The sequence below is a fragment of the Xanthovirga aplysinae genome (assembly GCF_009711365.1).
Classification (GTDB): domain Bacteria; phylum Bacteroidota; class Bacteroidia; order Cytophagales; family Cyclobacteriaceae; genus Xanthovirga; species Xanthovirga aplysinae.
This window is the reverse complement of the sequence record NZ_SMMB01001211.1, coordinates 1-11,653: the sequence shown is the minus strand read 5'-3', so window position 1 is coordinate 11,653 and position 11,653 is coordinate 1. Positions and strand designations below refer to the sequence as shown.

General features: G+C 37.9%; 8 protein-coding genes. 7 read left to right on the top strand and 1 reads right to left on the bottom strand.

Annotated elements, in window-relative coordinates; genetic code table 11:
- From E1171_RS23925 to E1171_RS17120, 3 genes are all read left to right on the top strand, one after another.
- A partial coding sequence (locus E1171_RS23925) for a hypothetical protein (protein ID WP_187696510.1) occupies positions 1-406 on the top strand: 406 nt, incomplete at its 5' end.
- A gap of 309 nt (positions 407-715) precedes the next feature.
- Positions 716-2,338, top strand: coding sequence for an SLC13 family permease (locus tag E1171_RS17125; RefSeq protein WP_155207277.1), 1,623 nt, complete (start codon positions 716-718; stop codon positions 2,336-2,338).
- Between the two features lie 43 nt (positions 2,339-2,381).
- Positions 2,382-4,022, top strand: coding sequence for an SLC13 family permease (locus E1171_RS17120; RefSeq protein WP_155207276.1), 1,641 nt, complete (start codon positions 2,382-2,384; stop codon positions 4,020-4,022).
- A 166-nt stretch (positions 4,023-4,188) separates the two neighbouring features.
- Here E1171_RS17120 and E1171_RS17115 read toward each other — a convergent pair whose 3' ends face one another.
- Complete coding sequence (locus tag E1171_RS17115; RefSeq protein ID WP_155207275.1) at positions 4,189-4,383, bottom strand: hypothetical protein; 195 nt, start codon at positions 4,381-4,383, stop codon at positions 4,189-4,191.
- Positions 4,384-4,649: 266 nt separating this feature from the next.
- Between E1171_RS17115 and miaA the strand changes: the two genes are divergently transcribed.
- The 4 genes from miaA (at position 4,650) to thrA (ending at position 11,490) form a co-directional block, all read left to right on the top strand.
- The gene (gene miaA / locus E1171_RS17110) at positions 4,650-5,588 is read left to right on the top strand and encodes a tRNA (adenosine(37)-N6)-dimethylallyltransferase MiaA (protein ID WP_155207274.1); all 939 of its coding nucleotides are present in this window, start codon (positions 4,650-4,652) and stop codon (positions 5,586-5,588) included.
- A 1,201-nt stretch (positions 5,589-6,789) separates the two neighbouring features.
- On the top strand, positions 6,790-7,683 hold the full coding sequence (locus E1171_RS17105; RefSeq protein ID WP_155207273.1) for a branched-chain amino acid transaminase: 894 nt from the start codon (positions 6,790-6,792) through the stop codon (positions 7,681-7,683).
- Positions 7,684-7,716: 33 nt separating this feature from the next.
- Positions 7,717-8,985, top strand: a complete 1,269-nt coding sequence (gene ilvA, locus E1171_RS17100; RefSeq protein ID WP_155207272.1) for a threonine ammonia-lyase — start codon at positions 7,717-7,719, stop codon at positions 8,983-8,985.
- Between the two features lie 63 nt (positions 8,986-9,048).
- Positions 9,049-11,490, top strand: coding sequence for a bifunctional aspartate kinase/homoserine dehydrogenase I (thrA, locus tag E1171_RS17095; protein ID WP_155207271.1), 2,442 nt, complete (start codon positions 9,049-9,051; stop codon positions 11,488-11,490).
- Positions 11,491-11,653: the final 163 nt, after the last annotated feature.

Genomic DNA, 11,653 nt, shown 5'->3' with positions numbered 1-11,653 from the left:
GCCAGCCATTGGATTTTTGTCTGGTTTTTTTCTGGGAAGAGGGACTCGTGGCGAATATGATTTTCGCCCTCAGGTAAACTTTACATTTGCGCATACTATAGGAAAAAAAATGAATTGGGGAGCAAATATTGGTACTGTCTTTCCAAAGGGGGCAGATATAACTCACCGATACACCTTTATGGTGAAATATAACGCAACGAAGTTTGTAAGCCCATTTCTGGAAACATTTGGTACTTTTAGGTATGGGGTGGAAAACAGTTATTTTATTCATCCTGGGGCAACCTTTGTTTTGAATAAATATATAAAGCCGGGTTTATCTGTTCATAAATCTCTGAACACTGATGAAAAAATGGTATTTAATGCGATCATGTACATCAGTGTGCCAACTAAATCCAAGAATGGTTAAATTATCCTTCCTTTTTGGACCTTGTATTAATAATTCTATACTTTCTTGTTAAAAGGGGTAGATGATTAAGTTGGGAAAGAAATGATTTTCTAAGGGTAAGAGAATAAAAAGAAATAATCTGTTGTAAGGGATTTGGTCTGGAAGTTTGGAGTGGAACCGACCAAAAAAGGATAGTTTTGAGGAGGCTTAATTAATTAGAAAAAGGAAATGGGTCTTTCTTGCAGTTCTGGGAAAAGAATATTTTTGAAAGAAAGGTGGGAAAAATACCTACTTTATATAAGAAGAACAGACTTTTGAATACATTTGATTATGAGGAGAAATCAAACTTTATCTGTTTGGAACTATTTGTGGCAGTTACATTACCAAAGCAAGCGCATACTTAAAATACAGACCAAGCAAGCCACTACGGCCGAGATAAATACAGAAGAAGTTAAAACAAAAAGGGATCAAAGACCTTCTTATCGTCCCATTCAGTTTTTTGGACTTTTATTGGGACCATTTTTATTTGCCCTGTGCATGCTGTTTTTTCACCCTGAGGGCCTTTCCAATGAAGGCCGAGGTGTATTGGCTTGTACTTTATGGATTGCCAGTTGGTGGATTACGGAGGCCATTCCCATTCCGGCCACCTCTTTATTACCTTTGATTATTTTTCCACTTACAGGTTCCCTTGAGATGGGAATAACCACTTCCGGATATAGTGACCCCATTATCTTTCTGTTTATGGGGGGCTTTATTTTGGCTTTAAGTATGGAAAGATGGGGATTGCACAAAAGAATTGCCCTGGAAATTATTTCATTAATAGGTACACGTTCAGATCGGATTGTGTTGGGTTTTATGATAGCTACTGGATTTTTATCCATGTGGATTTCCAATTCTGCCACCGCTATGATGATGATGCCTATTGGAATGGCAATCATATTCCAGTTTTCTGAAGCCTTAAAAGATAATAAGGAGGTAGATACCAGACCACAGCACTTTAATTTTGGAAAGGCCCTTATGTTGGGAATTGCCTATTCGGCTTCCATTGGGGGCTTGGCCACTTTGATAGGGACTCCTCCCAATGCACTTTTTGCCGGTGCTGTTAATACCCTTTATGGTTTGGAAATTTCATTTGGTGGGTGGATGTTGTTCGGTTTGCCGGTTTCTGCCTTGCTCATCGGCCTTTGCTGGTGGTATTTGGTAAAAGTTGCTTTTCCCATGAAATTAAAATCAGTACCGGGAGGAAAGTCAGTGATTGAAAGTGAGAAAAAAGCCTTGGGAAAAATTTCCAGGGAGGAATCCATCGTTTTGGTAATTTTCTCCTTGACGGCCATCACCTGGATACTTCGCTCTTTTGTTTTGAAGGGATTAAATTTAAATGATACCAATATTGGGATTTTTGCAGCAATACTCTTATTTATTATTCCTGCTCCTAATTATCAGGGGCAATTTATTATGAACTGGGATGCAGCTAAAAAACTTCCATGGGGTGTACTTCTTTTATTTGGAAGCGGTTTAACCATTGCTGCTGGTTTTAAAGAAACAGGTTTAGCCCTGTGGATAGGCGAACAATTAACTGTATTGGGTGGTGTTTCTTTGTTTATCATCATTCTGGCTACAGCAGGTTTAATTATTTTTCTTACCGAAATAACTTCAAACACCGCTACCGGAGCCATGATGTTCCCTGTTATGGGCGGTTTAGCCTTATCGCTGGGAGTACATCCTTTTGGTTTAATGGTGGCTGCAGGCCTGGCAGCTTCCTGTGCTTTTATGTTACCTGTAGCAACTCCGCCAAATGCTGTCGTTTTTGGGTCTGGTTATTTAAAAATGGAAGATATGGCCAAAACCGGCTTTTGGTTGAACCTGATGGGAATGGTTATTATTAGTTTATTTGTTTATTTTTTCCTTCCACTGGTTTGGGGAATAGATCTGGGGAATTTCCCATTTAATTAAGGAGGAATAGAAGGAAATAAAGGGTTGTTTTTATTCATTTAAAATGATAGCAAATCAAATAATTTTGAGCTGGAAAGCCTTGTGGGAGCAACATGATAAAACCAAACAATTGCTCAAGTTTTCGGTTAAGGGAACCTCAACTCTTACAAAAGAAAAACAGTCTGCTGTTTCTAAGGAAGACCAGCTCAGGCCAGACAAGCCGTATTATAGGCCAGTTCAGCTTATAGGTTTGATCTTGGGACCTCTTTTATTTGCTTTATGTCTGTTATTTTTTCATCCTGAGGGGTTGTCCGACGAAGGTAGGGGCGTATTGGCAGGAACTTTATGGATTATTGTATGGTGGTTGACAGAAGCCATTCCTATTCCGGCTACCTCTTTACTTCCCTTGATTATTTTCCCATTGACCAATTCTATGAGTATGCAAAAAGCCACTTTGGGTTACAGTGATAAACTGCTTTTTCTTTATATGGGTGGTTTTATGATTGCTTTAACAATGGAAAGGTGGCGTTTAGATAAGCGGATTGCCTTATTTATTATTTCAATTATAGGTACTCGTCCCGATCGTATTGTGCTGGGTTTTATGTTGGCCACCGCTTTTTTGTCCATGTGGATCAACAATGTGGCGACAGCCATGATGATGGTTCCCATAGGTTTAGCTATTATTTTTCAGTTTACCGATGCCTTAAAGGACCATAAGGGAATTGATACAAATCCAGATAACTTTAAGTTAGGTAAGGCCCTTATGTTGGGTATTGCCTATGCTGCTTCTATTGGAGGCCTGGCTACCATTACGGGGTCTGTGCCTAATGCCCTTTTTGTGGGGATGATAAATACCTTTTACGGTCAAAGCATGGATTTTGGCACATGGTTGTTATTTGGAATCCCTATTACCGTTGTGTTTTTGTTAGGAACCTGGTGGTATTTGGTGAAAATAGCCTTTCCTTTAAAGATTGATGATTTGCCAGTGGGCAAAGAGGTAATTCAAAATGAAAAAGGGAAGCTCGGGGTTATGAAAGGAGAGGAACTGGCAGTATTGGTCGTTTTTTCATTAACCGCTTTGGCCTACATCAGTCGTAGTTTATTATTTAAGGGTATGAATTTATCAGATACTACCATTGCCATAACAGGTGCAGTGGTATTATTTCTGATTCCTGCTCCTAATCACAAAGGACAGTTTATTTTAAATTGGGAAACGGCTAAAAATATTCCTTGGGGAATTATTTTACTTTTTGGAGGAGGATTAACCATTGCGGTAGGAATAAAAGAAACTGGTTTGGACGAATGGATTGGAACCCAGCTAACCGTTTTGAGGGGTATTCCCTTGATTTTTATTATTATGGCGGTGGCTGCATTGGTATTGTTCTTGACAGAAGTGAGTTCCAATACCGCTACCTCAACTATGATGATTCCCTTGATGGGTGCTTTGGCCATGTCTATTAATGTTCACCCCTATACGTTAATGGTAGCAGCGGCAATTGCGGCTTCATGTGCTTTTATGTTGCCCATTGCAACTCCCCCAAATGCTTTTGTATTTGGGTCGGGTTATATTAAAATGGGAGAGATGGCTAAGGCCGGCTTTTGGCTGAACCTTTTTGGTATTTTGGTAATTACCCTATTTGTTTATTTCGTTATTCCTTTTATTTGGGGGATAGATTTGGGTGTATTCCCAGAAAGTTTTAGGTAAATCTTTATGGAAAGGGTTTATTAAAAGACTTAGAATGAAATTTTGAATTCAAGAAAAATAACAGTCTGCTCCACATTCAGGACCAAAAACAATTATTGAACAGGCTTTTACTACTTTCAGGTTTCACCTGTGATTTTAATTCCTAATTTGTAATCTTTAATTTCAATTATGCTGCTTGGGGCTCCATCCCATCTCCATAAGCAATAAAATCTCTATCCCCACTTGATTCGGGTTGACTTCTTTCTATCCGCCGTACTTCTTCCAGGTTATTGATGAGTAGAAAAATGGCATTTAGTAGGGCTGTATTTTCAATTTTATCAATTTTTTTTGTGATTTGGTTTTTCAGTACTTCATTGGTCATGGCAAAATAGGTTCTCTTGTTTCTCAGAAAAAAACAGTTTTAAAGTTTTATTTGTTCGCCTTATGGTTAAGTATCCAACCAGATGTCCTTTGCAATCCTTCAAAATTCGGAAATTTTCTCAGATAGGCAGCAGGGATTAAAAATGCTGTTCTAACTTTGTAGACGAAGAGCAAAATGGAAAAAAACGTCCAAGACTGAGAGGAGCCTTGTATTTTTTTTTCGGTTTCAGAATACTAATATTTTATCGGGGAAAAACCTTCTTTTAAATGAAATCACCATCACCTATTAAGGTTTTAACAATTACAGGTCCAACGGCCAGTGGGAAAACTTCTCTTGCCGTTCAATTGGCATATAGGTTAAATGGTGAAATTATTAGTGCCGATTCACGGCAGGTGTATAAGCAAATGGATATTGGCACTGGTAAAGACCTGGAAGAATATGGGGTGGGAGATCATTCCATTCCTTATCACCTGATTGATATTAGAGAAGCTGGAGAAAAATATAACGTAAGTGATTTTCAAAAGGATTTTTTTCGGGCAGTGCAGGATATTCTTTTTAGGGGGAAATTGCCCATTCTTTGTGGGGGAACGGGAATGTACATCCAATCTGTCTTGGAAGATTATGGCTTTACTCATATTCCAAAAGATGTTGCCTTTAGGGAAACCTTAGAAAGAAAGACTCAGGAAGAGTTACTCCAAATTTTGAATGCATTGCCTTATCCGGAGAACTTTAAAGATCATCATCATAGAAAGCGGACAATTAGGGCTATTGAAATAGGCCGTTTTTTAAGAAATAATCCCCAGGAAAACTTTAAGCCCCAATATCCGGAAATAGATACTTTGGTAATTGGAGTGAAATATGATCGGGAAAGTCGTAGAAAACGAATTAGCCATCGTTTAAAACAACGTTTCCAACAAGGAATGGTAGAAGAAGTGGAAGAATTGTTGCAAACTGTTTCTGCCGAAGACTTGATTTGGTACGGCTTGGAATATAAAATGATTACCCAATATCTTAAAGGTGAATTATCCTATAATGAAATGTATAAAAAATTAGAAACAGGAATTTACCAATTTGCAAAGCGTCAAATGACTTGGTTTCGAAAAATGGAAAGGGAAGGGTATGATATTCATTGGCTCGACGGCCATCTGTCTATGGAAGAGAAGGTGAAAAAGGCTTTAGTCTGGGTGAAAGAATATGGGATATAGCAAATCCATATGAGCCAATTTAAAAAAATAAAAGAATTTGAGGGGGGAATTCCCAAAAAGACTTGAAGATTAACCACATAGATAGTTATTGGTGTAAAATTTAATATTAACTATTTATTGTAATAGCCTCTATTTCTGATTAGTAGTAGTTTGTCCAAGATATTTTCATATTTTTCAATTACTTTTTATCATTATCACCAAGATTCTGTTTTGCAATCATTTTATTTATCTCTAGTCAATCGCCGAATAAGGAAGGATAAATAATTGCCCCATATTTAAAGGACCAAATATGATTTTGATATTATTATGGTTGCACAGGAGAGATAATGCGACTTAATTCATTTTCCATAAACCTTTTCTTTTTCGAATGAAATGATAGTTTTAGAAGTTCTCTTCACATGATTGTTACCGGGGAATTCAACCTAGAAATGTTTAGCCTGATGGCAAGTCAATAATTAATTTTTTGTCTTTGTAGTTTGCTGTCCATACCGATAATAGAGGAACAGTGAACTATAATCAAAGGCTTTCCGAACGAAGACTACAATCAACTATTAATATTTGGTTCGGATGGATTGAAGAAAAAAGAATTAGATGAAATGATTTTGGAGAAAATCAGTTTGTTAATACTAGTGCTGATGATGGATCTTCTTGTCATGAAAGCCTTCATGAGTTAAATCGTAGAACAGAATTTAAGATAATTTTTAACCCTGACTTGAATTAAATTTTTATTAATGTGTGTTAAATAAAATTTTATTCTTTGTTTTTGTTAAAAAACCATATAATTTTGTTTTTAACAATTGAATATAAAAATTGATGGCAAAAGTGCATTACATTATTACCCAAATTATTACCCCAGTGATTATTGTCACAGGGAGTAGGGGAATGGTGTAAATGTAGTAAAAAGATAATTACTCATTAAAAGCACCATTCCTAATCAAAGGGGTGGTGCTTTTTTTTGTGTGTAATGTACTGATTTTGTGAGTGATAAGTTTTAAAAGGCTGAATTTTAAATTCTAAAATGAAAAGAAAATCCATTCAATTCCAGCATTTTCAAAGTCTGACCCTTACGACGGTCATTATTACTTGCGGGGTCATTATTGGCTCGGAATAGGAGGAATGGTTTATTCATATTTAAAAAACTAGCGCCATTTCTCCCAAAGAAATGGCGCATCTATTTTAGGCATATAAATAATTGGTAAGTATGTACTACAACGATCAGACAATTCTCTTCCTTGATGGAGAGTGGTTGAAAGCTTCAGAAGCCAAGGCCGATTTATTCAATCAAACCCTGCATTACGGAAGTGGGGTATTTGAGGGGATTCGTTCCTATAAAACTGCAGAAGACAGTGTGCATATCTTTAAAGCCGAAGAACATTATGAGCGATTGCTTTATTCGGCAAAGAAAATGCATATAGAAATGAGGTATTCAGTCAGAGAGTTAGTCGAGATCACTTACGATTTGCTGAAAAAGAATAAATTGTCGGATGCTTATATCCGTCCTTTAATTTATTTAGGGGCGAACATGTCCTTAACGGCTAGTAAGGAAGTGCATTTACTGATTACCGCCTGGCAATGGGATAGACTTCTGGGAGATAGATTGTTAGATATCATGGTTTCCTCTTATCAACGACCTAATCCTAAATCTGTTCCGGTGGATGCTAAAGTAACGGGCCATTATGCTAATTCCATTTTGGCGAGTACCGAGGCCAGGAGTAAAGGATTTGATGAAGCTTTATTATTGGATGCAAAAGGCTTTGTGGCAGAAGGTCCTGGTGCAAATTTCTTTTTTGAAAAGGATGGTGTTTTGTACACCCCCCCACTAGGAAATATTCTTCCGGGAATAACCCGAAACACAGTAATGGATTTGGCTGGAGAGTTGGAGTTTCCTCTTGAGGAAAGATTTTTTACCCTTGATGATTTACAGGATATTGATGGGGCCTTTTTTACAGGAACTGCTGCTGAAGTGGCAGGGATCCGTTCTCTCAATGGAAAACCATTTCGGAAAAATTGGGAAGATACTAAGGGCTATGATCTTTCTTTAGCTTACAGAAATAAGGTGAAAAATAACATTGGACATGATTTTCTCTTGGTATAGAAAAGTCCAATTGACAAAAAGTCTTATTAAAATATGAATCAATTAATAGAGAAGGACTTATTACCTTCTTTGGAAGATATTGGCCAAAGCAGAAAGAAATTGGAGGGAGTGGTGGCTCATACCCCTTTAATGAAAAATATTAACCTTTCAGAGTCTCTTTCAGCGCAGGTGTATCTGAAAAGAGAAGATTTGCAACAGGTACGTTCTTACAAGATCAGAGGGGCGTACAATAAGGTTTGTAGTCTTACAGAAGAAGAGCAACAAAATGGAGTAGTATGTGCCAGTGCTGGAAATCATGCCCAAGGGGTTGCCTATTCCTGTCGTCAATTGGGAATAAAAGGAACCATTTTTATGCCTAATCCTACTCCACACCAAAAAGTAAGGCAGGTTAGAATGTTTGGAAAAGAAAATATAGAGGTGGTGTTGACTGGGGATACCTTTGATGATTCTTACAATGCGGCAATGGAGTATTGTACCCAAAATGGGAAAACTTTTGTTCATCCATTCGATGATTTAAAGGTGATTGAAGGGCAGGGAACCATTGGCTTAGAATTGTTGGAAGATCACAAAAGGCCCATTGACTTTTTGTTTTTGCCTATTGGAGGTGGTGGTTTGGCTTCCGGAGTGGGAAGTGTTTTTAAACAGTTGAGTCCACACACTAGAATTATTGGAGTAGAACCGGAAGGAGCCGCCTCCATGCAATATGCCTTGAAAAATAATGCTTCCCTGGCGCTTTCTCATATTGATAAGTTTGTGGATGGGGCAGCAGTAAAAAAGGTGGGAGAAAAAACCTTTGAGATCTGTAGGGAAGTTTTGGACGATGTCATTTCAGTTTCTGAGGGAAAAGTGTGTAGTACCATACTTCAGCTTTATAATGAAGAGGCAATTGTAGTAGAGCCTGCTGGTGCGCTTACAATTGCTGCACTAGACTTATATCGAGAAAAATTGGTAGGAGGAAGTGTGGTTTGTGTGGTTAGCGGAAGTAATAACGACATAACCAGAACAGAGGAGATAAAAGAGCGCTCATTATTATACGAGGGACTTAAACATTATTTTATCGTACGCTTTCCACAACGGGCCGGTGCTTTACGGGAATTTCTGGATGAAGTGTTAGGCCCTACAGATGATATTGTGCATTTTGAATATTCCAAGAAGAATAGTCGGGAAAAAGGGCCAGCCTTGGTGGGCATTGAATTAAGGCAAAAGGAAGATTTTCAGGGCCTGATAAACCGAATGGAAAAAAAGAATATAGTCTACGAATACCTCAATGAAAAATCAGACCTATTGCAATATTTAGTTTGACAACTTATCCATAACCATGAACTAGGACTTTGGTTCCGGAATAGGGTATAAAAAGAATCTACAATGAAAGTTTTAAAATTTGGTGGCTCCTCTGTGGCCAATGCGGAAAATATTTTAAAAGTAAGTCGGATAGTCGAACAAAAAGCTCAAAAAAGCCGTCTTTTGATAGTTGCTTCAGCTTTTGGAGGAACGACAGATCAACTTATTCAGGCCGGGGAAAGTGCTCAAAGAGGAGATTCAAAATATACAGGCCTTTTACAGAATATAGAATTTCGTCATCTGAAGGCGATTGACCAGCTTATACCTTTTGTCAAACAAAGTCATGTGAAAGGGCAGGTTAAACTTTTGCTTAATCAATTAGAAGATGTTTGTAATGGTATTTTTCTCTTAAGAGAACTCTCTCCTAAAACCAAAGATTATTTGTTAAGTTTTGGAGAAAGGTTGTCTGCTTATATCTTGTCAGAGACATTAAAGGAAAAGGAAGTAAAAGTAGGTTTTATGGATTCAAGAGAACTTATTATTACTGACGATCAATTTGGAAATGCCAGGGTAGATTTTGAATTGACTAATAATAATATTCAGGAAGCATTAAAACACAATGAGGATCATTTGGTATTTCCAGGGTTTATTGCTTCTTCTATTGACGGGTACACAACTACTTTGGGCAGGGGAGGTTCCGATTATACCGCAGCGATTTTGGCAAGTGCCTTGCATGTGAAGGGGCTGGAAATTTGGACCGACGTCAGTGGAATCATGACCTCAGATCCCCGGTTGGTAGATTTTGCCTACCCTATCAAATATATCTCCTATGAGGAGGCCATGGAACTTTCACATTTTGGCGCAAAGGTCATTTATCCCCCAACATTACATCCTGTTCTTAAGAAAAGGATACCTATATCGATAAAGAATACTTTTGCTCCTGAAGATACAGGAACTTTAATAAGTGAGCATTCGGGAGAAAATGGTCAAATTAAAGGGATTTCCAGTATAAGTGGAATTGCCTTGCTTACGCTCTCCGGTAGTGGAATGGTAGGAATACCTGGGATTTCTATGCGTTTATTTTCTTCCCTTTCGGCCTATAAGGTAAATGTGGTGTTTATCACTCAGGCTTCGTCGGAACATTCCATTACAGTAGGAATTGCCTTAGAAGATGTGAAAAAAGCAGAAAAAGCTTTAGATGAAGAGTTTGCCTTTGAGCTAAGCTTAAGTAAAGTTGATAAGGTTGCAATTGAAGAAGAATTGTCTATTGTTGCTCTGGTTGGTGACAAAATGAGGGATCAGGTAGGACTGTCTGGCCGGGCATTGTACGCCCTTGGGAAAAATGGCATTAATATTCGTGCCATTGCACAGGGTTCTACCGAAAGAAATATTTCTTTAGTAGTTGCTGAAAAAGATGTGAGGAAGGCCTTAAATATATTGCATGAGACATTCTTTCTATCGGAAACCAAAAAGGTCCATTTATTTATGGTTGGGGTAGGGAATGTAGGAGGGGCTTTGTTGGAGCAGCTTTGTGAGCAATCAGACTACCTCAAAACTGAACATGGAATAGAATTAAAAGTTGTTGGTATTTCCAATAGCCGTAAAATGTTAGTCAATGAGGAAGGGGTAAATCTTAGTGTCTGGAAAGAGGAACTAGCCAATGCGAGTGAGGCGGCAGATTTAACTGACTTCATAGAAAGGATGAAAAATTGTAACCTTCGCAACAGTATTTTAGTGGATAATACGGCCAGTGAAGTAGTCAGTAATCTGTATGATAAAGTGCTAGGTGCAAGTATTTCTGTGGTAACTTCCAATAAAATAGCAGCTTCCTCTTCTTACCAGAATTATAGAAAATTGAAGGAATTGGCTAAACATAAGAATACTAGGCTGCTATATGAAACAAACGTGGGAGCAGGTTTACCGGTGATCAATACAATTCATGATTTGGTGAAGAGCGGAGATCGTATTCATAAAATTCAGGCTGTGCTTTCGGGAAGCTTAAATTTTATTTTCAACACTTTTAGTGAGGAGATATCTTTTGCCAAAGCGGTAAAAATGGCTCAGGAGGGAGGGTATACTGAACCAGATCCGCGCATAGATTTAAGTGGGGTGGATGTGATGCGTAAAATATTAATCCTGGCCAGAGAAGGAGGTGCTCAAATGAATATGGAGCAAATAAATAATGAATCTTTTATGCCGGATTCCTGTCTGAAAACCGAAAATGTTGAAGAATTTTTTAATGAGCTTGAAAAACATCAGTCGGCCTTTGAAGAAATTCGTATGGAAGCTGAATCCAAAGGAATGCGATTAAAATATATCGCTGAATTTGAAAATGGTAAAGCTAAGGTTGGATTACAAAAGGTTACATCCGACCACCCTTTTTATCATCTAGACGGAAAGGATAATATTGTTTTACTTACCACCAGCCGCTATCAGGAACAGCCTTTGGTAGTGAAAGGAGCCGGAGCGGGAGCAGCTGTAACTGCTGCAGGAGTGTTTGCGGATATTATGCGAATAGCCAATTGATAATGAATTAATAATTGTAAAGGGTTAATAGTGAAGAGTTAAAAATTAAGAGTGGGAAATGGACAATTAGGAATAAAAAGAGGGAAAAGGATGAGCAATCTTCATTAACTCTTGGCTCTTCACTTTTTACTATTTTTTAAATCTTCAATATTTTTCATCCATT